This window comes from Devosia sp. P3_B2 (genome assembly GCF_056402875.1).
Genome location: NZ_JBFUGO010000009.1, coordinates 45,179 through 67,700 on the forward strand (window position 1 = coordinate 45,179; position 22,522 = coordinate 67,700).

Here is a 22,522-nt window from a genome sequence, read left to right on the forward strand (position 1 = left end):
GAATACGGCCAAAATCGGTTGGCCGAGCCTAGTATCCGATGCCGAAGTCGGTTCCGGGGCCCTTCAGCCTGAACTGCACGCCGAAGGTGAACGAGTCCGGGGTTTCGTGGGTCGGGCCGTTGGCCTGGGCGAAGCCGCCGGCGAGGAAGTAGCCGTCATCGTAAAGCAGCTCGCCGCGTGCCTCCAGCCACTCGCTGGATGCGATGTCCCACGAGAAGCTGCCATTGGCGCGCCAGTAGTCCATCGGCAGCGGCGCGCTGGCGCGCACAGTGACTTCATGCTGATCGACCGGCACGCCGATCGCCGCGTCGGCCGGCAGGTAGACATAGTCGCTGCCCACCGAGTAGGGGCCGAAGGCATAACTGCCGCCGACACCGGCCCGCGCGACACGCGGCCCGTCCGGATCGATCTGCAGCTTGGCGCCGAGCGTGACCCCGTCATAAGGCGAGCCACGCGCGCCGAGCACGACGTAGGAGGCCTCATCCTCGAGGCCGCTGCTGACCCCGGTATTGACCGGATCAGCGACGCCGAAGGCATTGACGCCGGCGAGGTGGAAGCTCTGCCCGGCGATGATTTCCAGCCATTGCCCGCCTGAGAAGTTGGCAAGGTAGCGAGCGCCGACATTGGCGCGCAGTCCTGTCTCCTGCCGGTCGGTGCCGGTGAAGCGGTCGTAGGAGAAGATGTTGGTGTCATCGAGCACGAAGCTGTGCGCGTTGTCGTTGGTGACCCCGACCAGCGTGGTGTCGCTGCCGCGATAGACCAGCTGCGCGATCGGCTCGAGCAGGTGCGTGTCGAGCCCGTTGCTGGCGAATAGCGGCCAGCGGAAATCGAGGGCCGCGATCGGCGTTGCCGTGAACAGGAACTGGTCCGAGGGCTCGGGCAGACCGACGGGCGGGTTGCCCTGGCTGCCGCTGTCGTAATTCGTGACGTCGGCCCGCAGCCCGAGATACGGGGTCACCACCACGCCGCCCGGAGCGACGATCTGGTTCTGCCAGCTGAGCTCGCCGGATGCGTGGATCTTGCTGCCTTCGTAGCCGAAGACATAGTCCTTCGTACCGTAGGTTGCGGACGAGTTCTCGCCGCGTTGCACGCCAAGCAGGTTGCCGTTGGCGCGCACCTGGCCCCAGTCACCGAGGTCGAAATAGCCGTTGCCGCGTGCGTTGGGCAACGCCGTCGCCTGCTGGTCCTGCGCCAGGTTGGCCGCAGCATTGGTGCCGTACTGCCCCAGCTTCAGGAACTGCTGCAGCCGCACATCGGCGTAGAAGTTGTCGCTGAGGTGCGTCGCATACACCTCGTTGGTGAGCCATTTCGCGGTGCTGAAGTCGTAATCGTCGAAATAGGCGGCATCGGAGAAGGCGCTGTACGACCAGCCTACGGTCCAGTCCGCTACCGGTTCGAACCGCCCAGAACTCTGGATCGCACCGCGCCACTCGCGGTTGCCGAGCTCGGTGAAGGCGCCGGGATCGAGCTGGTACAGGCCGGAGCCCTTCACCGTGAACGAGCCGTAGTCGAACTGCTGCCGCCACTCGGCCGCCATCAGGAAGCCCTGCCGCGACATCAGCGAGGGGGAGAGCAGGATTTGCGTGTCTTCGCCGATGTTGATGAAGTAGGGCGCGGTGATCCGCGCGCCGTACGCGGCCTTGTAGTTGACGCTCGGCAACAGGAAGCCGTTGCTCTGCTTGGAGGTCGGATCGGGCAGCGACAGCCACGGCAGCCAGGCAACGGGGATGCCCAGGACTTCCAGCGACGGCTGTTCCAGGTAGACGGTCTTGGTTTCGCTGTTGTGGATCAGCTTGGTGGCCTTCACCTTCCAGCCGATCCGGTGTCCCTTGGCGTCGATGCAGAGCCCGCAGGGGCTGTAGGTCGCCTGGTTGAGTACGGTTTCCAGCTCGGCCGAATAGTGCGCGTCGTTCGCCGTCACCATGGCGCCGTCGACGGTGGTGAGCGTCAGCGACTGGATGAACGCCTGTTTCATCCCGCCCGTCACCTCGACGCTGTCGGCGGTATACTCGGTACCCGCCGGATCGCGCACCTGCACGTTGCCGACGCAGTTCAGGTCGCCCGATTTCTGCTCGTAGCGCAGGTCGTCGCAGGCGATCGCGTAGCCTTCGTACTGCATCAGCACGCGGCCCTGCGCGCTGATCACGTCGCTGCTCTTGTCATAGGAGAGGACGTTGGCCTCGACCTTGGCCGGCGCGCCCGGCTCGGGGAGCGTTGCGAAAAAGCCTTCTGGCAGGAACTGGGCTGCGGCGGGAAGAGTGGCGGCAAGGCCGGCCGCGAGGGCGAGCGCAAGCACCGCACCAAACTGGCGCAGGCGCGTCCCCATCCCCCGGTCGCGGCGCATCTTGCTCACGTCCGCCCGTCTTCCCTGTTCAGCAGCACCGTCACTCCGATAACGATCGCCACCACTGCCGGCCCTGCGACTGCTATGGCCGGATGCATCACGCCGGCGCCCCCGGCGCGTCCCGCCATCTCGGTCACGACATAAACCAAGACGCCAAGGACGATACCATAAAGCACCGCCCCACCATACTTATTGGTCCTTCGATAACCGGCCGTAAACGCGAAGGCAATGACCAGGGAGCCACACAAGGTGAGCGGCAGCGCCAGCAGCCTGAGGAACCGCGTTTCCGTCTCGGCGCGCTCCTTGGAATCGCTCAGTTTCGCCGCCAGCGTACTCGCCAGCTCCCACACCGTCATGTCCTTGACCGAGGCGATCCGGGCCCGCATGTCGCCGGGGCTGTGGCCGGTGGGCAGGCGGAAATCCGCTATCGTTTCGGGCAGTTGGTTGGAGCGGAAACGGATCGCCCCCGGCATCACCCACTCGCCATTGCGCAGCTCGGCGGTCGGCGCCTCGATGCGGTCGCGCGGCGTATCCATCAGGAACACGTTGACGCTGCCCAGCGACTCGCCGCTGGGGCTGACATAGCCGGCCTCGAGAATGTAGTGGAGATCGCCCTGCCGCTCATCGAGCCATAGCGTTCCGGCTCGGCTGACGGTGCCGTTCGCGGCGCTGCTCGGCGCCAGGCTGCGGTTGAACTGGATCACCCCGGTGTCGACCACCAGGGTGATCAGCACGCCGCCGAGCAGGGTGACCGCGACCGGCGCGACCATCACCCGCCAGACCGACATGCCCGAGGCCTTGATCACCGTCATCTCGCGGGTCGCCTGCAGGTTGAGCAGGCCCGCAATGGTGCCGACAAGGAAGGTCAGCGGCAGCGTATCGATGACCCAGCGGGCCGAGGAGAGGACGACCGCCGTCAGCGCCAGCGGCAACCCGCCGACCGCCGCGAGCGCCGAGAAGCGGTGGGTGTTGAGCGATTCGACCAGCACCACGATGCCGTAGAGCACTGCCAGCGTCAGCCCGACATTGCCGGCCAGCCGCCGGACGACGATCCAGTCGATGCGGTTCATGTGCTGTGCGCCTCCCGGGGCAGGGGCACGAAGACGCGCAGCCGGTAGATCAGGATGGCGATGGAAATGATGGTGAGAACGATCACTCCGACTGGCTCCCGCATCCAGCCGCTGAGCGGCGCGTAGGAGGTGAGGGTGCGCTCGAACAGCACGGCGCCGAGCACGGTGATCTCCACCGGCAGCAGCGGTTCCTTGCGCCGGCCCGAGGGAAAGCCGCTGATGGCCGCGACGAACAGGCAAAGCGCCAGCACACGGAAACCGTCGGAGGTGCGTTCCGCCAGCCGGCGCAGCTTTTCGGCAGGCCACTCGCCTGTGGTGAAGCCGCGCACCAGCGTGCCATAGGTGCTCTGGTCGCCGCGCGCGTCGCCGGTATCGGCGTCGCCGGTCAGCCGCTCCAGCGCGATGTCGTAGCGGTCGAACGAGATCTCCGAGAACTTCCCGTCCGCTGTGCGGTACTGGATCGTGCCTTGCTGCAACTGCAGCACGTAGCCCAGTTCGTCGGCGGTGATCAGCGCCGAGTCCGCGATATAGGTGCGCCGCGTTTCGGCATCGCGCCGGTCGTCGGCAAAGAACGAGGTGATCTCCCCATCGGCGCCCCGGCCGCCCACCGTGATGGTCACCCCGTCGCCCAGTTCGGCGAAGCGGTTCGGCACCAGCGAGCGGCCCACCAGGTCGGCCGCGGCTTTCACGCGGATCAGGTTGCCTTCGCTGGTCGCCAGCGGCTCGATGACGTGGGCCAGCACCAGCACGATCAGCGTGCCGACCGTAGCAAAGCCCAGCACCGTGCGGATCAGCACCGGCAAGCGCTGCGACACGTGGATGATGTGCAGCTCGCGTGACCCCTGCAGGGCGCGCAGGGCCCGGGCCAGTCCCACCGCGATGCAGACGTACATGAAGGCAATGGAGAGTGGCGGCAGCGCCAGGATCGTCTGCCACAAGAGCGTCAGCAGCCCGCGATCGCGCACCGCTCCGACCTCGACGATTCTGAGCGTCTGCGCGAGGTAGAGAATAGTCAGCGCGACCCCGAAAAGCGCTGCGGCTTCGGCGGCAAAAAGCTTGAAAAGATAACTGCCTAGCCGAGTCATATCAGAGACGAGTTCCGACGCGCGCCCACCCCCCGGACTGCCCCCGGCGCGATGAACCAAGCGGACCTTGCCCGCCCCGCCCGTCCCTTTGCAAGGAAAACGGGGCGAGGGCGAGGCGTTGCCCCCCGGGGTGTTGCGGGATTGACGCGACCGGCGTAGCCACTATCAGTCGATTACCGACCTCGCGGGCAATCGCGCCCGCCCCATTGCCATAAGGTATTTTGCCCCATGCCTAACCGGATCGAGATCAAGACCGCCGCCCTGCCGTTGAAGGCAACCGGTACGCTGGTGGTCTATGCCGCCGAGGACGCCGCACCCGCCGGCGCCGCGGCCGAGGTCTGGGCCGCCACCGGGCTCGACTGGCAGAAGGTCTCGGCCGCGGGCAACTTCAAGGGCAAGCAGGGCCAGTTGCTCGATCTGCTGGCGCCTGCCGGCGTCGCCGCCGATCGCCTGCTGGTGCTGGGCAGCGGCAAGGCAGGGCAGGGTGCCGGGCTCTCCGCCTGGACCGACCGCGGCGGCTCGCTTGCCGGCAAGCTGATGGGTCTCAAGGTGAAAAAGGCCGCCGTGCTGCTCGACGAGGAGGCGGCGACGCCTGAGGGCATCGCCGAACTCGCCGCCGGGCTGCGCCTCCGCCACTACAAGTTCGACAGCTACAAGGCGGTCAAGGCCGAGGACAATGGCGATAGCTCACTGGCGGTTACTCTCCACGTCGCCGACAAGTCCGGTACCGACAAGGCCATTGCCGAGCGCCAAGCCACCACCGAAGGCACACTGCTCGCCCGCGAGTTGATCCACCAGCCGCCCAACGTGCTCGGCACGCTCGAGTTCGCCGCCGAAGCCGCCAAGCTCGCCGAACTCGGCGTGGAGATCGAGCAGCTCGACGAGAAGGCCATGCGCAAGCTCGGCATGAACTCGCTGCTCGGCGTATCGCAGGGCTCCGCCCGCCCGCCGCGCCTCGTGATCATGCGCTGGAACGGCGGCAAGTCGAAGGACCAGCCCATCGCCTTCGTCGGCAAGGGCGTGGTGTTCGATTCCGGCGGCATCTCGCTGAAGCCCGGCCTCGGCATGGAAGACATGAAGGGCGACATGGGCGGCGCGGCGGCAGTCACCGGGCTGATGCATGCGCTTGCCAGCCGCAAGGCCAAGGTCAACGCCGTCGGCGTCATCGGGCTGGTGGAGAACATGCCGTCGGGCACCGCGATGCGCCCTGGCGATATCCTCACCGCCATGTCCGGCACCACCATCGAAATCGTCAACACCGACGCCGAGGGTCGCCTCGTCCTCGCCGACGCGCTCTGGTACACCCAGGATCGCTTCAAGCCGAAGTTCATGATCAACCTCGCGACCCTCACCGGCGCCATCGGCGTGGCGCTCGGCAACGATCACGCGGGGCTGTTCTCCAACAACGACGAACTCTCGGCCAAGCTTCTCGCCGCCGGCCTCGCCACCGGCGAAAAGCTCTGGCGCATGCCGATGGGCTCCGCCTACGACAAGCTCATCGAGAGCCGCTTCGCCGACATCAAGAACTCCGGCGGCCGTCCCGCCGGCTCGATTACCGCCGCGCAGTTCCTCGCCCGCTTCGTCAATGATGTGCCGTGGGCGCACCTCGATATCGCCGCCGTGGCGCTGGCCTCGCCGTCATCGGAGACCAACGCGGCGTGGGCATCGGGCTTCGGCGTGGCACTGCTCGATCGGCTGGTCCGCGACAATTACGAGGCCAAATGACCGGCACGCTGCCCGACCTGCCGCTCACCGCCAGTCCGTCGCGCCTCTGGCTGTCGCCGGTCGCAGCATTGGCGATCGCCGCCGGGCTTGTCGCGCTGCTGCCGACCGCGCTGCTGCTCGCCAGCCTCCTCGTCGGCGCGCTCGGCATGGCGCCGAGCGTCGAGTTGACGCTGCTGGCGCTACCGACGCTGGCAGTGGCGGTGTTCTTCCTCGTCGTCGGTGCGGTGATCGTCGGCGACCTGCGGCTGCAACGGCCGGTGCTTATCATCGACGAGAACGGCGTCTTCGATCGCCGCGTTACCGATGCGCCGATCGCCTGGGCCGATGTGGTCGAAGTGGCGCCATCCCCGGGCGGTGGCGGCGTGCTGCTGGCGCTGCGCACGCCGCTCGATACCCGCCTCAGCCCCTACCGTGCCGGCACCACTGGTTTCCGCCAGCCGGCGGCCGGACTCGCCAACATCCCGGTCCGCGCTATGGACCGGCCGGCGCGGCTGTTGGCCGATACGCTGGTGGCGCTGGCGACCAGGCATGGCGCCACGATCCCGCAACCGGACGGAGCCTGAGCCGATGGCCGAGATCCTGTTCTACCACTTGGAGAGCCAGCCCCTCGAACGGGTGATCCCGGTGCTCCTGGAAAAGTCGCTGGAGCGCGGCTGGAACGTGGTGGTCGAAACGGGCAGCGAGGAACGGGCCGAGGCGCTCGACAACCTGCTCTGGACCTATCGCGACGACAGCTTCCTGCCGCATTCGCTGGCCGGCGGCGACGCCGACGACCTGCAGCGCATCCTCATCACCACCCGCCCGCACAATCCCAACCAGGCGCAGGTCCGCTTCTTCGTCGATCGCGCCGTGCCGCAATCGGGCGAGGGCTATGTCCGGCTGGTCTACATGTTCTCCGGCCACGACCCCGACGCCGTCACCGAAGCCCGCGCGGCGTGGAAAGCGCTGCGCGACGGCAACGAGGTGACGTATTGGCAGCAGGACGGCAACGGGAAGTGGGCGAAGAAGGGGTAGGGCAGGCCCCGCGCCATCGGTCAGCGCCTTCTCCCACAAGGGAGAAGGCACCGACAGATTACGCCGAGCCCGCTACACCCCCGGCGCCCAGCCAGGCTCCGCCTGCTCGAACTTCGAGAACTGGAACCCCGGCGCCACCGTGCAGCCGACCAGCGACCAGTCGCCGAGACAGGTCGCCTGTTGCCACGCGTGACTGGGGATCACCACCTGCGGCCTTTCCCCGGCGACCAGATCGTTGCCGAGCTTGTGCTCGGTCACGCTCTTGCCATCGCGAGAGATGCCGATCGTCATCGGCGCGCCGGCATACCAGTGCCAGACCTCGGCCGAATCCACCCGGTGCCAGGCGCCGGACTGCCGATCGGTGAGCAGGTAGTAGATCAGCGTCGAGAGGGGCCGGCCTGAAGCGCCGGGCACGTCGGCGAAGGTCTGCCGGTAGAAGCCGCCCTCGATATGCGGCTCGAGCCCGAGCAGGCCGACAATCTCGGAGGCCGTCATCTGCTTCATGCCTGCGCCTTCTCTGCCAGCTCCAGCTCTTCGCTGAGCGTCAGCCAGCTCTCCTCGATCTTGGCAATCTCGCCCTCGAATCGCGCCTTGTCCTTGCCGAGCAGGATGACCCGTTCGGGCGCGCCGTCATAGGTCTTGGGGTCGGCGAGGAAGCCATCGACACGCGCCAGTTCGGTCCGCAGCCGGCCGAGCTTCTGCTCGAGGTCCTTGATCGATTTGCGCAGCGGCGCCACTTCGGCGCGCTTGGCCGCCGCGTCCTGCCGCGACGCCTTCCGATCCTCGATCGCCGGTGCTGCCTGGGCCGCACCCTTCTTGCCCTTGCCATTGCTATTGGAGGTGAGCAACCGCTGGTAAGTGTCGAGATCCTCGTCGAATTCCTCGATCGTCCCGTTCTGCGCAATCCACAGCTTGTCGACCGTGGCGTCGATCAGGTGGCGGTCGTGGCTGATGATCAGCACGGCGCCCGAATAGTCGTTGAGCGCCGCCACCAGCGCGTCGCGGCTGTCGATATCGAGGTGGTTGGTCGGCTCGTCGAGGATCAGCATCCCCGGCCCGCCGAAGGTGATGAGCCCGAGCAGCAGCCGCGCCCGCTCGCCGCCGGACAGGTTCTTCACCTTGGTGTCCATGCGCGAGGTGGTGAGCCCCATCTGCGCCACGCGGCTGCGGCGCTTCGCCTCGCTGTCATACGGCATCAGGTCTACGACATGCTCGAACGGCGTCTGCTCGGGCTTCAGCTTGTCGAGCTGGTGCTGGGCGAAGTAGGCGATCTCCAGCCCCTTGCCCTTCCGCATCTCGCCGCCCATCGGCTTCAAATCGCCCGACAGCAGCTTGGCGAAGGTCGACTTGCCGTTGCCGTTGACGCCGATCAGCGCGATGCGGTCGTCCGGATCGATCCGGTTGGTGATGTGCCTGAGGATCACCTTGTCGCCATAGCCCACCGACACGTTGTCGAAGGTCATCATCGGCGAGGCCGGGACCTTCTTCGGGTCGGGGAAATTGAACGGCGACGAGCTCTCGTCGAACATCGCCGCCGGCGGCTTCAGCTTCGCGATCATCTTGACGCGCGCCTGGGCCTGCTTGGCCTTGGTGGCCTTGGCCTTGAAGCGATCGACGAATTTCTGGAGGTGCGCGATCTGGTCGAGCGTCTTCTCGCGGCTCTTGTTGTTGAGCTCCATCTGCATCCGGCGTGTCTCTTCGAACGTGTCGTAATTGCCCTTGTAGAAGGTCAATTTCCGATGCTCGAGATGCGCGATCGAGTTCACCGCCTTGTTGAGCAGGTCACGGTCGTGGCTGATCATGAACACGGTGTAGGGGTAGGTCGCGAGATACTTCTCGAGCCACAGCGTGCCTTCGAGGTCGAGGTAGTTGGTCGGCTCGTCAAGCAGCAGCAGGTCGGGCTGGCTGAACAGCACGCCCGCCAGCGAGACGCGCATGCGCCAGCCACCCGACAGCTCCGAAGTCGGAGCCATCTGCCGATCCTTCTCGAAGCCGAGGCCCTTGAGAATGGTGGAGGCACGCGCCTCGGCCGTATGCGCGTCGATCTCGGCCAACCGCGTGTGGATGTCGCCGATGCGGTGCGGATCATGCGCCGTCTCGGCCTCGGCCAGGAGCGCCGTGCGCTCCTTGTCGGCCGACAGCACCACGTCGAGCACGCTGATCGAACTCGCCGGCGCTTCCTGCGCCACCGCGCCGATGCGGGCCTTCTTGTTGACCTCGATGGTGCCGCCTTCAGGCGCGATCTGCCCCAGGATCAGCTGGAACAGCGTTGTCTTGCCCGTGCCGTTCTTGCCCACGAAGCCGGTCTTGGAACCGTCTGGGAGAACAAGCGAGGCACCCTCGAACAGGGGGCGGCCCTGGATGCGGTAACTGAGATCGGTAATGGTCAACATGGCGCGGCCGATGCATCCGCGGCGCGCGGAATGCGTTAGGAAAGGGATAGGGGCAAATCGAAGCCGTCCCAATAGACCGAGAAACCGGAGAAGTCCAATGCGCCCGATCCTCGCCGCTCTTGCCCTTTGCCTGTTCACGGGCGCCGCCTTGGCACAAGAGCTCGCCCCGTTGAACGACCTGAGGGCCTGCCGGCTCGACGCCGAACTGGTCTCGCTGAGCTTCAGCTACGAGGGCGGCGCCTGCGAGCAGACCGGCAACGGCAGCGTCGACCTGGTGGAGTCCGGCACCGCGACGGTGACCATCCCGATCGTCTCGACCGCCGAGGTCTGCACCATGCAGGTGGTGAAGGTGAACCACTCCAGCGCCATCACCGCAGATCAGGACGTGTCAGCGCTCAGCGTTCAACTCGTCAGCCCCGGTGGCGAGGTGCAGGCGACTGGCAAGGTTGACATCGCCCCGAACTCGCCTGACTGCGTGCCGCCGGTGCCGACGGAGTAGGGCGCCTAGCCAGGCAACACCGGCTCGTGGGCCCTGTCATTTCGATCGGTCGCGGTGCGCGAGGTTCAGCGACACAACCGCCAGTACAATCAGAACCGCCAGCAGCAGGGCCCGGGTCAGCGTCATCGCCACGCCGTGCTCAAAGGCAGCCTGGTTGGTCCGCAGATACTGTTGCAGCCGGTCGTCGATCTCTCCTGACAATGACGATGTCGACGCGTTCCGCAGCTCGAGAAGACGCTTGAGGTGCGCGACTTCGCCCCTCACAACGGCCTGTAGCCAGCGCAACGCATTCCTCGCGTCGTCGGCACTGATATGGGGGTAGATGGACGATAGCTGCCGGCTCTCGTCCGCAGTGAGCGTGACGGTGGCGATCGGGTACCGAACGATGCCACTTTCGTCCCTTGGCACCGTGAACAGGCAGAAAAACAGGTCCAGCGCGACCAGCTTGCTGCCATCGGCCATCGTATCGATGTCGCGTCTTGCGCTCCAGACCAGCGTCGACCACGGATAGCCGGCGGTGCAGGATTGCTCGAGGTCGAGCGCCTTCCGCAGATCCAGGAAAGCGCCGATCATCGGGCCAGCGCCTCCGCTTTCCGCGGTATTCTCCAGCAGTCTCGCGATGGTCGACAGGTAGGGCGCATCGACCTTGCTGCGCTCCTCCATCAGGAAGATGTCGCGTGAGTAAGTATTGTAGTCGCTGAACTTCGACTTGAGGCTGCCGAACACCTCGCTCGTCGATGCCGAAGTTGCCGATGGGTTGTTCTCGTTGGTCCTGGAGAAATATGACCAGGCGTAGCCGTACCCGGCATAGTCAGTCAGTGCGATCGCCAGGGCGACCACCAAGATCAGGGCGCCGACAAGGACCCGCCTGTCGGTCCACATCCGGCTGCCACGCCGGGTGGTCGCGGTATCGCCGTGCGGCAAATGCGCAGACCCCACAGAAGACATTTGTTCCTCCGGTTGAGCCGACTGTCGCCATCCTACTCCCGTTTGACCGTGGTGTCAGAGGGCACGAGCCGTTAAGGTTCGCTCGGGGGCTTGCGATGAAGTGGTTGGCTTGGGCGCTACGGCGGTGGATGATCTACCGGGGCACCCGCTTCGTCGTCATCGCGACGTTCTTCGGCCCGGCAACCTGTGGGTTGCTGATGTCCATTGTGACCGCGTTTCCGCCCTATGGGCCGAAGAGCGTCTTCGATCAGTCGTTGATCTCTCTGGTGTTCGCTTTTGCCGCACTCCTGTATGGCGCGGTGCCGGCGTTCGTCGCATCCATCCTGATCGTGGTGCGCCGCTTCGTCTCAGTGGTCGAGGCGCTGGCGATCACCGTAGTCACCACCTTCGTGCTCTACTTCGTCTTCTTTTGGGCTTCGAGCTGGTTCTCTGCAATCGTCCCCGCTGCTGCCGCTGGGCTCGCGATGTCCCTCTTCAGCATTCCCGGCGCAGTCGGTGCCGGCCTGCTCGCCGCCTGGTGGGGAGCGTTCACGCCCTCGGAGCTGCATAGACGTGCGGCTGCGCCCTCGAGCACAAACTGACCCAATCCGCTACGTCTTGCGCCCGTCAAAACCCTTGGATACAAGGCGCGACCTCTTTCAGACCCACTCCAAGGACCAGACACATGGCCATCGAGCGCACTTTCTCCATCATCAAGCCCGACGCGGTTCGCCGTAACCTGATCGGCAAGATCCTCACCAAGTTCGAGGACGCTGGCCTCCGCCCGGTCGCGATGAAGAAGATCCACATGACCCGCACCCAGGCCGAGGGCTTCTACGCCGTGCACAAGGAGCGCCCGTTCTACGGTGAGCTGGTCGAGCAGATGATTGCGTCGCCCGTCGTGGTCCAGGTCCTCGAAGGCGAGGGCGCCATCCTCAAGAACCGCGAAGTCATGGGCGCCACCAATCCGGCCAATGCCGCCGAGGGCACCATCCGCAAGGAATTCGCGCTGAGCATGGGCGAGAACTCGGTGCACGGTTCGGACGCTCCCGAGACCGCCAAGGAAGAGATCAAGTTCTTCTTCACCGACGACGAGATCGTCGGCTGATCTCGGCCAGACCACGATTTTCCGAGGGCCGCCTCCGGGCGGCCCTTTTGTTTTGCTAGCGGGCACCCTGCCGCCCCATGAAAGCCACCCCGTGAACCTCCCCGAGACCATCCACCCCGCGCTCGCCGCCGCCCTCACCGCCCGCGGCTATGACACGCTGACGCCGGTGCAGCTGAGCGTCCTGGCGCCCGAGGCCGCCGAGCGCGATCTCCTGGTGTCGGCGCAGACCGGCTCGGGCAAGACCGTGGCCTTCGGCATGGCGATCGCGCCAACCCTGCTGGGTGATGCCGCCATGTTCGAGCGCGCCGCCACCCCGCTGGCGCTGCTGATCGCCCCGACCCGCGAACTGGCGATGCAGGTGCAGCGCGAGCTGGAGTGGCTGTATGCCGATACCGGCGCGCAGATCGCCGCCGGCGTCGGCGGCATGGACATCCGCACCGAGCGCCGGGCCTTCGAGCGCGGCGCGCATATCGTCGTCGGCACCCCGGGGCGCCTGCGCGATCATATTTCGAAAGGCGCGCTCGACCTCGGCAACATCCGCGCCGTGGTGCTCGACGAGGCCGACGAGATGCTCGACCTCGGTTTCCGCGAAGACCTCGAGTTCATCCTCGATGCCGCGCCGGAAACCCGCCGCACCCTGATGTTCTCGGCCACCGTGCCGCGCGCCATCGCCGATCTGGCCAAGACCTTCCAGCGCGATGCGCTTCGCCTTGTCGCCACCAGCGCCGGCGAGCAGCACGCCGATATCGAGTACCAGCAGGTCGTCGTCCGCAACGACGAGCGCGAGCATGCGGTCATCAACATGCTGCTGCTGCACGACAGCTCCAACACCATCGTCTTCTGTCACACCCGCGAGGCGGTGAAGCACCTTACCGCGCGCCTCGCCAACCGCGGCTTCCCGGTGGTGGCGCTGTCGGGCGAGCTAACCCAGGCCGAGCGCTCGAACGCCCTGCAGGCGATGCGCGATGGCCGCGCCCGGGTCTGCGTCGCCACCGACGTCGCCGCCCGCGGCATCGATCTGCCCAACCTCGATCTGGTCATCCACGCCGACGTTCCGTCCAACCCCGAAACCCTGCTGCACCGCTCGGGCCGCACGGGCCGCGCCGGCCGCAAGGGCATCTGCGCGCTGATCGTGCCGGTGCACCGCCGCAGCGCCGCCGCCCGCGTGCTGCGCGCCGCCAATCTCGATGCGACCACTCGCGGCGCCCCGACCATCGCCGAGATCGACGCCCGCAATCGCGAGCAGATCATCGCGACGGCGACCGCCGTCACCGCCCCGAACGACATCGAGGCCCCCTTCGTCGCCGAACTGCTGGCCCGCCTGACCCCCGAGCAACTCGCCGCCGCCTACATCCGTCGCGAGCTCGCCGCCCGCCCGGCGCCCGAGGAGGTGTCAGAGCAGTCGATCGGCGCCTTCGCCGAAAAGGGACCGCGCCGCGACAAGCGTTTCGAGGATGAAGGCCCGCGCGAAAAAGCGCCGCCGATGGAGAACGGCCGCTGGTTCACGCTGTCGATCGGCCGCAACCGCCGCGCCGATCCCAAGTGGATTCTGCCGATGATCTGCAAGGCCGGCGACGTCACTAAACGTGATGTCGGCTCGATCAAGATTCTCGACAGCGAGACCCGCTTCGAGATCGCGGCCGACAAGGCCGATGCCTTCGCGGCCGCCATCGCCCGCGTCGGCGGAACGATCGAGAACAATACCACCATTGCGGCTTCCGGCCCGCCGTCGGCGCCGCCGAAGAAGAGCTACAATCGTGACAGCGCCCCGCGCTTCAACAAGCGTGACGACGAGGCACCGCGCTACAAGCCGCGCGAGGATCGGCCGGCCCGCGATGATGGTCCGCGCTACAAGGTCCGCAGCGACAAGGGCGCCAAGCTCGCCACCAAGCCGGCCCGCGAGATCACCCCGCCGGTTCAGCACGATGCGCCGGCAGTACGCGAACCGGTGCTGTTCAACCGCAAGCCCACCGAGAAGCCCAAGGTCAATCCGAAGGACAAGGGCAAGCCGAAATACAAGAACCGCGAGAAGCGCGAGCCGCCCGCCGAGGCCGGCGCAGTGGCGCGCAAGAAGAAGCAGAAGGCCGGCTACGATCCTCTCGGTTGACGAACGTACCTCGGCTGCCGCATCCTCCCCCCGGCTTTGGGGGAGGAAACCATGCCTTACGTCCGTATCGAAATCACCGACGGCGCGACTTACGAACAGAAGCTGCAGATCTACAAAGAAACCACGGAAATGCTGGTCCGGATTCTGAACAAGAAGCCGGAATACACCTTCGTGGTCATCGAAGAGGTCGACAACAAGAACTGGGGCCACATGGGTACGTCCGTGGCCAAGATCCGCGAGGCCGAGGCCAAGGAGCGGGAGAAGGCGGCAGCCGGCTCCAAGAAGGCTGCAGCCAAGAAGGGCGCGGCCAAGGCCGAAAAGAAGAGCCCCGCCAGGAAGGCCTGACGTGCCCGAGATCCTCGTTCACATCGTCGAGGGCCGATCGAAAGAGTCCAAGAAGGCTCTGATGAAGGATATCACCGACGCGGTGGTGAAGAACTTCAGCGTCCCGGCCGAGCGCGTCGTCGTGCAGATCGTCGAGAGTCCGAAGGACAGCAAGTCGAGGGGCGGTGTGCCCTTCGACGAGCTCTAACGCGGCCGACTACTCGGTACAGCCCTCGTCGTAGTAGCTGCTCTCGCCGCAGCAATCGTAGCTTTCGCCGCACGGGTCCTCGTCGTCGGGCGGCTGGTCGTCGTCCTCGTCGACCACGAGGCTCGGCGGCACGTCGGCCACGAAGCCCTTGTTGAAGCACTGCCGCGCGTTGTCGACCCAGAACTCGCGCAGCAGCGGCGATTGGATCTCGGCAAACTGGAACGCCGCCTTGAGGATTTCGCGCTGCTCGCCAGTGAGGTCGTCGGGCGAGCCAAGAATGGTCGACTGCGTCAGGTCGTAGGTGCCCATCTCGCAGGTGCCGTCCAGCGTCACGCAGGTCCCGTTGAGGTTGCACAGGCGCACAGCGCCATGGAACAGCAGCACCTCGGTGCCTTCCGCATCGACGTTGAAATCGAACGCCGTGCCGCGCACCCCGATCGTACCCGTCGGCGTCTTGATGCTGTAGAGGTCCTTGGGCGCGCCACCGGTCGCGAAGCGGAAAGTACCGGACAGCGCATTGATAGCGAACTTGCCGGCGGACTGGTCGTTGCGCAGCAGGTAGTCCTCGATCAGCAAGGACGAGTTCGGCCCGACCACCAGCTCGGTGTTATCGGAGAATTTGATCTGCACCGTGCCCGCGGCGCCGGTGTTCACCTTGTCGCCGATGAAGATATCGGCGCCCACCGTCAGCGTGCGCGATTTGCCCGCCGTGTCGGCCTCGGCCTGTGGATCGACGCCCAGCGCCGTGCCGCTCGCGGCAATCGCCGGCAGCGCCGCCCCCGTCAGAACAACTGCCAGCCCGACGGCTGTCATCTTCCTGATAATGCTCATTTTGCCCCCGTCGGCGGCCATCCCTGCCGCTGCCGTGCGGCTTAGCCGCAAGCGCTATTGCTCAAAACATAGCATAGTGATTAGTCTGATTATGCTTTAGGCACATGCGAGTCAATTGTATGCAGCAAGTCGATCTGCGGGCGGCCGGGCTTTCGCCAAAAGAACTGCCCGTATGGCAATATCTCAACGACCTCTATGCGCGGCATCGTCCCAACCAAACGGGGCAGTTGGCAAGCTATATCCCCGAGTTGTCCGCAGTTGATCCCGATAAGTTCTCGTTGGCCTTCGCCACCACCGACGGCTTTGTCTACGAAGTCGGCGACACTGGCGCACTGTTCACCATTCAGTCCGTCTCCAAGGCGGTGATCTACGCCCTGGCATTGGAAGATCACGGCCGCGAGGAAGTGCTGCGGCACATCGGGGTCGAACCTTCGGGCGAGGCGTTCAACTCCATTACCTTCGACGAGCGCAACAACCGCCCGTTCAACCCGATGGTCAACGCCGGTGCCATCGCCGCCAGCGCCATGATCAGGGGCGCCGACCACGCCGAGCGCTATGAGCGCATCCTCGACATCTTCCAGCGCTTTACCGGTCGGATGCTCGATCTCGACGAAGCGGTCTATCGCTCCGAGACCATCACCGGGAACCGCAACCGCGCCATCGCCTATCTCGAGCTCAACGCCGGGATGATCTTGGGCGACGTCAACGAACACCTCGACCTCTATTTCCGCCAGTGCTCGCTGCTGGTCACGGCGCGCGACCTGGCGATGATCGGCGCTACGCTAGCCAACGGCGGTGTCAATCCGGTGACGCGGCAGCGCGCCATCTCCACCGACAATGTGCGCTCCGTGCTCTCGGTGATGAACACCTGCGGCATGTACGACTACGCCGGCGGCTGGCAGTTCAGCGTCGGCCTGCCGGCCAAGAGCGGGGTAGGGGGAGGCATCGCCGCGGTGCTCCCCGGCCAGCTCGGCATCGGCACGTTCTCGCCCCGCCTCGATGCGGTCGGCAACAGCGCCCGCGGCGTCAAGGTCTGCGAGGACATTTCCGCCAATTTCCGCCTGCATCTGTTCGAGGATCGCGGTGGCGGCCTAGCGCCGCTCCGCCGTGTCTACCGCTCCGATGAGGTGCATTCGAAGCGCGTCCGCCGGCACGAGCAGGCCAAGAAGCTCGATCGCTACGGCCACCTGATCGCCGTCTATGAGCTGCAGGCCGAACTCGGCTTCATCGAAGCCGAGCGGGTCACCCGCCGCATCGTCGAGGACATGGGGAGCGCCTACTACTTCGTGCTCGACGTGACGCGCGTGCTGCGCATCGACGGCGTCGCCGTCACCCTGCTCAACACCGCCCGGCGCACGCTGCAGGAGGCCGGCAAGGGCTTCGCCGTCGTCTCTGTCTCGGGCGAGATCCCACACACCTTCGAGCAGGACATCCATTTCCCCACCGTTGACCAGGCGCTCGAGTACTTCGAGGACCGGCTGCTCGAGCAGGCCGGTGGCACCCCCGCGGACACCGCGGTGCCGTTGACTGAATTCGACCTGCTGGCCACTCTCGACGAAGCCATGTTGGCCGAACTGTCGAAGCGCCTGCGCCTGCAGCGCTTCGAACCGGGCGACAAGCTCATCGCCCAGAACGCGCGCGCCGACGAGCTGTTCTTCCTCACTGAAGGCCACGTCGATATCTCGGTTCGCATCGGCAACGCCCCGAGCCACCGGGTCAGCACGGTTGAGGCCGGCACGGCGTTTGGTGAGCTGGCGCTGTTCGGCCACGCCCCGCGCACCGCCGACGTCATCGCCTCCAGCAGCGGCAGCGCTCTGGTGCTCGACCGCGACGCGCTCGATGATCTCCAGGCCAATGCACCAGCCGCCCATTCCGCGCTGGTGCTGGCGGTTGGCGCCAGCCTCGCCGAGCGGCTGCGCCGCGCCAATGCCGAGATCCGCGCCCTGTCGCGCTGAGCCTCAATTGCCGTCGTTCGGGATGTTGAGCGGGTGCCCGCATGCCTTGCAGTGCACGGCATCCGGATCGTGCTGCTGCAGCCCGCATCGCAGGCAAGAGCTTGCGTCCCGCGGCGCAGAAGTCAACGGAGCGGCCGCCGACTTCGTTCGAGTCGGCGGCTCCAATCTCAGTTGCAGTAGAACTCGCCATTCTCGCCATAGCACTCGGGCGGAAAGCCGTCGTCGGGCGGCGGAGGTGGAGGAGGAGGTGGTGGAGGTGGAGGCGGCGGTGGTGGCGGTGGTGGAGGCGGAGGCGGAGGTGCATCGTCGCCCGTGTCCGGTTCCGGCGCCGGCTTCGGCGTCGAATCGCTCTGCCCATAGACGAGGCTCTGCGGCGTCGTGTTCACGAAGCCCTTGTGGAAGCACTCCTTGGCCTGGTCGATACGGAACTCGCCCAATAGCGGCGCCTGCGATTGCGCGTACTTGAAGTCGCCCTTCAGGTCCTCGCGCGCGGCACCCTTGATTTCGTCGGTGTGGCCGAGGATCTCGGACTTTCCGAGGTCGTACTCGCCCAGCTCGCAGGTATCGTCGAGCGTCACGCAGGTCTTGTCGAGGTTACAGAGCACCACGGCGCCGTGGTACAGTAGCACCCGCGTGTGGGCGTCATCGACGTTGAAATCGAACGCCGTGCCGCGCACGCCGATCGTCCCCGTTGGGGTCTCGATCAGATAGCGGTCCTTCGGCGCCCGGCCGGTGGTGAAGCGGAACGTGCCGGACAGCGCGTTGATGGCGAACTTGCCGGCCGATTCGTCCTCGCGCAGCAGATAGTCCTCGATCAGCAGTGCCGAGTTCGGCCCGACCACCAGTTCGGTTTGGTCAGAGAACTTGATCTGCACCTGGCCATTGGCGCCGGTGACCACCCGGTCGCCGATGAAGATGTCAGCGCCCACGGTGATCGTCCTGCTGTCGGTCTTGGTCTCGACAACCGCCGCCGGCATGACGCCGAGCGCCTTGCCGCTGGCTGCGAACGTGGGGGCGGAAAGTAACAGAAGGCCAAGCGCAGCCACTGCGCAGGCGAGGGGGGCTCGCCTCATCATCTTTTGCATACGCGTCCTCGGCTATGCTTTTGACATGAAGATCGCCCGGCCCCCCGGCGGGTGCGATCAATGACCCTCCTACACAAGATCGCAGATGAACCCTATATGAACCGGCGTCGGGGACGGCCCCGGCGCCTCACCAGATCACCAGCGGGACGGCCCGCGACAAAGGAGAACTCCCATGGCATGGGTCTATCTCATCGCTGCCGGCTTGCTGGAAATCGTCTGGGCCATCGGCCTCAAGTACACCGAAGGGTTCACGAGACTCGGGCCGACCGCCATCACCATCGCGGCGATGGTCGCCAGCGTCGTGCTGCTCGGTATAGCGCTGCGTGAGCTGCCAGTCGGCACCGGCTACGCCATCTGGACCGGCATCGGCACAGTTGGCACTGCAGTGCTCGGCATCATGATCTTCCAGGAGCCGGCCACGGCCTTGCGGCTCGCCAGCATTGGCCTGATTATCGCCGGGATCGTCGGGCTTAAGCTCGTCAGCTGATCCGGGCGCGGCGCGGGAGCTGTGGCTTCCGCGCCAGCCTGTTTGACGAAAATACCGAATAACGCAAAAGTTGATGGAACCTTTTGCGATTTTCCGTAAACGTGATTGCGGGGGCTCCCACGAGGCGCCATTCCGCGCCGAGCGTCAGCGCATCTCGAAATGAAGGTAAAGGGGAGCCATGCTGTTCCGCTCTGCTGAGGTCGTGTCTGTCCTCATGCTCGTTGTTGCTTTGATCGTTGCCAAGCACGTTCCGCTTTTCGCTGGCCTGCCGCTGTCGCAGGTCACAGGGATCGTCTGCTTCATGTTCGCGATCTATCTCAGCCTGCGCATCTACAATGCCGAGCTGAAGAAGATCCGCGCCGAAGAGTAGGCCGGGCCTGGGCCCAGCCACCTAGAGAATGAAGTCGGCTGCGTACATCGGCAGCCGGCCATTCAATTCGATCTGAAAATCCGCCACGCCGTCACCGTCTGTGTCGCCCTCGACCAGCGTTACGGCGGAAAGGTCGGCGCGCTGCTCGTACACCCAGCGCAACTCGCCCGCCTTGCCGGTGAACTCTGCGAAGCCAAGCAGCTGGAACGCCTGGTTGCCGGAGAACTGCTCGTTGGCGTCGATCGCCCCGAGGTTGATTTTATCCGCCGTCGGCTTGAAGTCCCAGATCACGTCGCGCGTCGTCTCGCCCGTGCCGATCTCCTCGACGCTGCGGAAATCGAACCGATCCCGGCCCTGTCCGCCGAGCATGAACTCCGTGCCGAGCCCGCCGATGAGCAGGTCATTGCCGGCCCCGGCGTTGAGGTAGTCGTCACCGTCGCGCCCATCGAGCCGGTTGCTGCCGCCCCAGTCGATCAGCTCGTTGTCGAGCCCGTTGCCCAGCAGCGCGCGGCCGGAATAGTCGATAGCCATCGTGAGGTTCTCGATCTCGAGATAATCCTCGAGATCAATTTCCACGGTGGCGCGGATCGTGTCCCACCCGCCGGTATCGATGATGGTGTCGGAGCGATCGTCGATAAGCTGGTAGATGTCGTCGCCTAGCCCGCCCTCGAGCAGGTCGGCGCCGCCATGCCCGAACAACTGGTCGCTGCCGTCGAGCCCGAGGATGTGATCATCCCCGGCAAATCCCAGGATCGCATCGTTGGCGTTCGTCCCGGTCAGCGTCTCGGGCGCGTCGGTGCCCATGATGTAGGCCATGGAATTTCTCCCTAGAGAATGAAGTCAGCCGCCGTCAGCACATGCTGGCCGCGCAGTTCGAGGCCGAAATCGGCCTCCCCATCTCCATCCGTATCGGCTTCGACGATCGTCACGACCTCACCGTTGGTGAAGGTGAAATAGTCGTAGCGCAACTGGCCCCACTTGCCGGTGAACTCGCCGTTGCCGATGAACGTGAACGCCTGGTTGCCGTTGCGCCAGACGTTCGAATCGACGCCCGCGAGGTTGATCAGCTCGCCGGCTTCGAAGTCGACGATCACGTCGCGGCCCACCGTCGGCTCGCTCTGGTAGCTGGCGAAATCGAACCGGTCCGTGCCGGCGCCTCCGATCAGCACATCGCGGCCAAAGCCGCCGATCAGGATGTCGTCGCCGCCACCGCCTTCGAGCCGGTCATCGCCGTTGCCGCCGGAGAGCACGTTGTCGCCAAAGCCGCCGACGAGCCGGTTGTCGAGGTTGTTGCCGCTCACGTGCCAGTCGCCCGCATCGGCGAGCACCACGTTCTCGATCTCGGGATTGCCGGTGAGGTCCCAGTGCGTCGTCGCGCGGATCGTGTCGATGCCGCCGGTGTCGATGATGGTGTCGGAGCGGTCGGCGAACACGAAGTACTCGTCGTTGCCGAGCCCGCCCTCCATGGTATCCGCGCCCTCCACACTGCGCAGCGAGTCATTGCCGACGTCGCCGATCAGGTGGTCGTCGCCGCCATAGCTTATCAGCACGTCGTTGCCGACCCCGCCACGCACCGTCTGGTCGCCCGCCGCGTCGATCCGCGTCACCGCTTCGCTGGGCTTCAACCCGAACACCACCGCGGTGGTCCCGGAGAGATACAGGCCGCCCGGGCTGGCGTTGCTGTTGCCGAAGGCGAGGTCGGCGAAGCCGTCGCCGTTGAAGTCGCCGAGCCCGGCAACGTTTTCGACCCCCGAATAGGGGTCGGAGCTGTCGATCTCGAACCCGTCGCGGCCGTCGAGGTCGTCGACGTCGAAGCCCGGCGTGTGGAACGTCGCCCGGCCGAACACGACGTGCGCCCTGCTATAGCCGGTCTGCACCAGCACATCGTCGAAGCCGTCGCCGTTCACGTCCCCGGCGCCCGTCACCTCTGCCCCGAGTCCCGACAGCGTCGGTCCGCGGATGACAAAGCCGTCGCTGCCGTCGAGCACCTCGAGGTCGAGTGAGGCATCGAACCCGTCCGCCTTGCCGAACACCACGTAGGCCTCGCCACCATCGATGTGGCCATGCGGCTTGGCGTAGGGATTGCCGACGATGAAGTCGTCGATGCCGTCGCCGTTCACGTCTCCCGCCGCAGCGACTGTGCGATTGACGTTGGGATCGAGCCGGAAGCCGTTGCTGCCGTCGAGCATGTCGACCGTGAGCCCGGCAGGAAATCCGCCGGCGCCGCCGAAGATCACCGCTTCGCCGATGACGACGTCGCCGAACCCGTCGCCGTTGATGTCGCCGATGCCGGCAGGCGGTGCGTGTCCCCATTGGGTCGAGTTGAAGATCGGCGTCGTGGCATCGGTGACGATCGCATCCGCCGCAAAACCATCGGCCTTGCCGAGCAACAGCCGGGCCTCGTAATCGGTGGTGATCAGCACATCGTCGAAGCCGTCGCCATTGGTGTCCCCGGCCGCGGCGATGGTGTAGTTGGCGGTCGATCGCGGCGGCCCGTTGAGCGTGAAGCCGTTCTCGCCGTCGAGCTCCTCGAGCCAGAAATATGGCTCGAACCCATCGGCCTTGCCGAAGACCACGTTGACGTCCTCGTAGCCGTATTCGTCGGCGTCGTTGGTGGTCCCGACCATCAGGTCGGCATACCCGTCGCCGTTGATGTCGCCGGCGGCCTCGACGTGGAAGGGCTTGTCCACAGTATCGATCGCAAAGCCGTTGCTGCCATCGAGTTCGGTGATGTTGAACTCGGCTGGAAACGGCTCGGCCGAACCGAAGACGACGTAGTTGTAGACCGCGCCGCCCATCCGATCGCGGCCCATGACGATGATGTCGTCGAAGCCGTCGCCGTTGATGTCGCCGGCGTTCTCAACGTTGGTCCCCAGCCTGTCGTCGGTCGTCGCGCCGGTGATGTTGAAGCCGTCGGTGCCGTCGAGCGCATCCGGATCGATGGTAGGCGGATAATACGACATGCTGAAAATCCTCCCGAATATCAGCCA

The 22,522-nt window shown here is 65.7% G+C and carries 22 protein-coding genes and 1 pseudogene; 12 read left to right on the forward strand and 11 right to left on the reverse strand.

Annotated elements, in window-relative coordinates; genetic code table 11:
- Nucleotides 1–28: 28 nt before the first annotated feature.
- The 3 genes from AC1DV8_RS14120 to AC1DV8_RS14130 are packed head-to-tail and all read right to left on the reverse strand — an operon-like array spanning nt 29 to nt 4,499.
- Complete coding sequence (locus AC1DV8_RS14120) at nt 29–2,344, reverse strand: LPS-assembly protein LptD (protein WP_477157999.1); 2,316 nt, start codon at nt 2,342–2,344, stop codon at nt 29–31.
- A 5-nt stretch (nt 2,345–2,349) separates the two neighbouring features.
- Nucleotides 2,350–3,414, reverse strand: a complete 1,065-nt coding sequence (locus tag AC1DV8_RS14125) for an LptF/LptG family permease (RefSeq protein WP_477157875.1) — start codon at nt 3,412–3,414, stop codon at nt 2,350–2,352.
- Nucleotides 3,411–4,499: an LptF/LptG family permease gene (locus AC1DV8_RS14130; protein WP_477151327.1), complete on the reverse strand. Its 1,089-nt coding sequence runs from the start codon at nt 4,497–4,499 to the stop codon at nt 3,411–3,413. Before AC1DV8_RS14130 ends, AC1DV8_RS14125 begins: the two co-directional genes overlap by 4 nt.
- 228 nt (nt 4,500–4,727) lie before the next feature.
- On the opposite strand from AC1DV8_RS14130, the gene AC1DV8_RS14135 reads away from it, so the two are divergent.
- From AC1DV8_RS14135 to AC1DV8_RS14145, 3 genes are read left to right on the forward strand one after another with little or no spacing between them, the layout of a single operon-like run.
- Nucleotides 4,728–6,224, forward strand: a complete 1,497-nt coding sequence (locus AC1DV8_RS14135) for a leucyl aminopeptidase (protein WP_477157876.1) — start codon at nt 4,728–4,730, stop codon at nt 6,222–6,224.
- Nucleotides 6,221–6,787: a hypothetical protein gene (locus AC1DV8_RS14140; RefSeq protein ID WP_477157877.1), complete on the forward strand. Its 567-nt coding sequence runs from the start codon at nt 6,221–6,223 to the stop codon at nt 6,785–6,787. Before AC1DV8_RS14135 ends, AC1DV8_RS14140 begins: the two co-directional genes overlap by 4 nt.
- A gap of 4 nt (nt 6,788–6,791) precedes the next feature.
- Nucleotides 6,792–7,238 (forward strand): DNA polymerase III subunit chi, encoded by a 447-nt coding sequence (locus tag AC1DV8_RS14145; protein WP_477151324.1) that lies wholly within the window; start codon nt 6,792–6,794, stop codon nt 7,236–7,238.
- 72 nt (nt 7,239–7,310) lie between these two features.
- On the opposite strand, the gene AC1DV8_RS14150 is transcribed toward AC1DV8_RS14145, so the two are convergent.
- Nucleotides 7,311–7,742, reverse strand: coding sequence for a cupin domain-containing protein (locus tag AC1DV8_RS14150; RefSeq protein WP_477157878.1), 432 nt, complete (start codon nt 7,740–7,742; stop codon nt 7,311–7,313).
- Complete coding sequence (locus AC1DV8_RS14155) at nt 7,739–9,631, reverse strand: ABC-F family ATP-binding cassette domain-containing protein (RefSeq protein ID WP_477157879.1); 1,893 nt, start codon at nt 9,629–9,631, stop codon at nt 7,739–7,741. The genes AC1DV8_RS14150 and AC1DV8_RS14155 overlap by 4 nt, the downstream gene beginning before the upstream one ends.
- A 97-nt stretch (nt 9,632–9,728) precedes the next feature.
- Between AC1DV8_RS14155 and AC1DV8_RS14160 the strand changes: the two genes are divergently transcribed.
- Complete coding sequence (locus tag AC1DV8_RS14160) at nt 9,729–10,130, forward strand: hypothetical protein (protein WP_477157880.1); 402 nt, start codon at nt 9,729–9,731, stop codon at nt 10,128–10,130.
- 36 nt (nt 10,131–10,166) lie between these two features.
- Here the strand turns inward: AC1DV8_RS14160 and AC1DV8_RS14165 are convergent, their stop codons facing one another.
- Nucleotides 10,167–11,078, reverse strand: coding sequence for a hypothetical protein (locus tag AC1DV8_RS14165; protein WP_477157881.1), 912 nt, complete (start codon nt 11,076–11,078; stop codon nt 10,167–10,169).
- Between the two features lie 95 nt (nt 11,079–11,173).
- On the opposite strand from AC1DV8_RS14165, the gene AC1DV8_RS14170 reads away from it, so the two are divergent.
- From AC1DV8_RS14170 to AC1DV8_RS14190, 5 genes are all read left to right on the forward strand, one after another.
- A complete protein-coding gene (locus AC1DV8_RS14170) occupies nt 11,174–11,659 on the forward strand; it encodes a hypothetical protein (protein WP_477157882.1) in 486 nt (161 codons plus the stop codon).
- A gap of 83 nt (nt 11,660–11,742) precedes the next feature.
- The gene (gene ndk, locus AC1DV8_RS14175) at nt 11,743–12,165 is read left to right on the forward strand and encodes a nucleoside-diphosphate kinase (RefSeq protein WP_477157883.1); all 423 of its coding nucleotides are present in this window, start codon (nt 11,743–11,745) and stop codon (nt 12,163–12,165) included.
- Between the two features lie 91 nt (nt 12,166–12,256).
- Nucleotides 12,257–14,272, forward strand: a complete 2,016-nt coding sequence (locus AC1DV8_RS14180; RefSeq protein WP_477157884.1) for a DEAD/DEAH box helicase — start codon at nt 12,257–12,259, stop codon at nt 14,270–14,272.
- A gap of 51 nt (nt 14,273–14,323) precedes the next feature.
- Nucleotides 14,324–14,617, forward strand: a complete 294-nt coding sequence (locus AC1DV8_RS14185; RefSeq protein ID WP_477157885.1) for a tautomerase family protein — start codon at nt 14,324–14,326, stop codon at nt 14,615–14,617.
- A gap of 1 nt (nt 14,618) precedes the next feature.
- Nucleotides 14,619–14,804 (forward strand): 2-hydroxymuconate tautomerase, encoded by a 186-nt coding sequence (locus tag AC1DV8_RS14190; RefSeq protein WP_477157886.1) that lies wholly within the window; start codon nt 14,619–14,621, stop codon nt 14,802–14,804.
- Nucleotides 14,805–14,813: 9 nt separating this feature from the next.
- On the opposite strand, the gene AC1DV8_RS14195 is transcribed toward AC1DV8_RS14190, so the two are convergent.
- Entirely contained in the window at nt 14,814–15,635 is an 822-nt protein-coding gene (locus AC1DV8_RS14195) for a FecR family protein (protein ID WP_477157887.1), read from the reverse strand.
- Between the two features lie 119 nt (nt 15,636–15,754).
- Between AC1DV8_RS14195 and glsA the strand changes: the two genes are divergently transcribed.
- Complete coding sequence (gene glsA, locus AC1DV8_RS14200) at nt 15,755–17,590, forward strand: glutaminase A (RefSeq protein WP_477157888.1); 1,836 nt, start codon at nt 15,755–15,757, stop codon at nt 17,588–17,590.
- Between the two features lie 3 nt (nt 17,591–17,593).
- Here glsA and AC1DV8_RS14205 read toward each other — a convergent pair.
- Together AC1DV8_RS14205 and AC1DV8_RS14210 are read right to left on the reverse strand one after the other, a co-directional pair.
- Nucleotides 17,594–17,686, reverse strand: a pseudogene (locus AC1DV8_RS14205) (ion transporter); the annotation flags it as partial.
- 71 nt (nt 17,687–17,757) lie between these two features.
- Nucleotides 17,758–18,675: a FecR family protein gene (locus AC1DV8_RS14210; protein WP_477157889.1), complete on the reverse strand. Its 918-nt coding sequence runs from the start codon at nt 18,673–18,675 to the stop codon at nt 17,758–17,760.
- A 172-nt stretch (nt 18,676–18,847) separates the two neighbouring features.
- Between AC1DV8_RS14210 and sugE the strand changes: the two genes are divergently transcribed.
- Both sugE and AC1DV8_RS14220 read left to right on the forward strand, forming a co-directional pair.
- Nucleotides 18,848–19,162 carry a quaternary ammonium compound efflux SMR transporter SugE gene (gene sugE / locus AC1DV8_RS14215; RefSeq protein WP_477157890.1) on the forward strand — a complete coding sequence of 105 codons (315 nt, stop codon included), beginning with the start codon at nt 18,848–18,850 and terminating at the stop codon, nt 19,160–19,162.
- 214 nt (nt 19,163–19,376) lie between these two features.
- Nucleotides 19,377–19,532: a hypothetical protein gene (locus AC1DV8_RS14220; protein ID WP_477151310.1), complete on the forward strand. Its 156-nt coding sequence runs from the start codon at nt 19,377–19,379 to the stop codon at nt 19,530–19,532.
- A gap of 21 nt (nt 19,533–19,553) precedes the next feature.
- Here AC1DV8_RS14220 and AC1DV8_RS14225 read toward each other — a convergent pair whose 3' ends face one another.
- Nucleotides 19,554–20,348, reverse strand: a complete 795-nt coding sequence (locus tag AC1DV8_RS14225; RefSeq protein WP_477157891.1) for a calcium-binding protein — start codon at nt 20,346–20,348, stop codon at nt 19,554–19,556.
- 11 nt (nt 20,349–20,359) lie between these two features.
- Nucleotides 20,360–22,495: an FG-GAP-like repeat-containing protein gene (locus AC1DV8_RS14230; protein ID WP_477157892.1), complete on the reverse strand. Its 2,136-nt coding sequence runs from the start codon at nt 22,493–22,495 to the stop codon at nt 20,360–20,362.
- Nucleotides 22,496–22,522: the final 27 nt, after the last annotated feature.